At 59.3% G+C, this 1462-nt stretch carries 1 protein-coding gene; it reads right to left on the minus strand.

The window, feature by feature from the left end; genetic code table 11:
* Positions 1-220: 220 nt before the first annotated feature.
* A complete protein-coding gene (locus Tther_RS13105; RefSeq protein WP_143904568.1) occupies positions 221-1246 on the minus strand; it encodes an IS110 family RNA-guided transposase in 1026 nt (341 codons plus the stop codon).
* Positions 1247-1462: the final 216 nt, after the last annotated feature.

The raw sequence follows: 1462 nt of genomic DNA on the forward strand, positions 1-1462 counted from the left end.
CAGTTCTATATCCGGCCTGTTGTGCAGGAATAGACCTGCTGGCCCTGATGGAATCCGCTGACCCGCGCCTCATTCTCCTGAAGGACTCGAAGTCCTTGTAAGCCATACAGGCTTGGCGGGTCACGGTCTGACCTGTTTGCCATCACACTGTTATCGACCTTGCGCAACCTTTACGGCGGCCACTCCTTTCATCAAAGTGGTTGATACACCCGTCAGTTGCCTATGCCGGCTGACTGACGAACTCCTTTTGGTACGTCCGCTCATGGGCGAGAATCGCCCAGATCGTCCGCGCCATCTTGTTGGCCAGTGCCACGACCGCCACATTGAGCGGTCGGCGCTGGCGTAGTTCTGTCACCCAAGGGCCGGGATCTTTCGCTGTCGTGAGAACTGCACGAGCTCCGTGGATCAGCAATGTTCGCAAGTAAGTGTCGCCGCGCTTACTGATCCCGAGGAGTTTGATCCGCCCGCCGGTCCCCGTCTGTCGCGGCACCAGGCCAGCGAAGGCAGCGAACTCGCGCCCGGACTTGAATGCTTTAGCATCGCCCATGATGGCGACTGCGGCCGTGGCCGTGAGCGGCCCGACACCGGGAATCTCGGCAATCCGCTTGCAGGCATCGTCTTGCTTGAGCCAGAGCTTGATGCGCTGTTCGATGGTGGCGATTTCTTCGTCCATCTTGCCAATACGTGCCCATTGCTCGCGTAGGGTGTCGATCACCATCGCCGGCAATCTGTCGGACAGTCTGGCCAGTGCATCGGTGATGCCTTTCCTGATGCCGGCCTTGCCTTGCGGCATAACTTCACCGTATTCAGTGAGCAAGCCACGCAGGCCGTTGATCTGGGCGGTACGGAACTTGACCAGCTGGCTGCGCATCCGGTGCAGGGCCAGGATCGCCTGTTGTTCTTCGGTCTTGATGGCGACTGCTTTGACGTGGGGCTGTTGCACGGCGGTCCAGATTGCCCGCGCATCCTGCCGGTCGTTCTTGTTACCGATCACGAAGGGTTTCACCGCTTTGCCTGGAAGCAGCTTGACCTGGTGACCCATCGCCGTGAGTTTCCTCGCCCAGTGCTGCGCACCGCCGCAGGCTTCCATGCCGATCAGGCACGGCTGCCGATTGGCAAAGTGTTCGAGGAACTTCTCACGCTTGAGCTGCAGGCTTACGATTTCTCCAGTCTCCATGTCAATCCAGTGCAACTGAAACACCCGTTTGGCGATATCGATGCCGACCACTGTTTTGCTACCATTCATTTCGGACCCTCCGGTTTGCCTGTGAAGATCTTCGTATCTTCCACCTTTGGCACTTCGATGCCGTCGGCCCGTGAGGGTCCACCCTTTAACCCACCACCTTCGCAGAGTTATCCACGGCGCCGGGCGCCGCAGGTCCTTCTCTACCGCAGGTGGCCGGCGCGGTGGATAACTCGTGTTCAGCGCTCACGGGGTGGGAGGCGTCCATTCAATTCTCCT

The sequence above is a fragment of the Tepidimonas thermarum genome (assembly GCF_007556705.1).
Lineage (GTDB): Bacteria > Pseudomonadota > Gammaproteobacteria > Burkholderiales > Burkholderiaceae_C > Tepidimonas > Tepidimonas thermarum.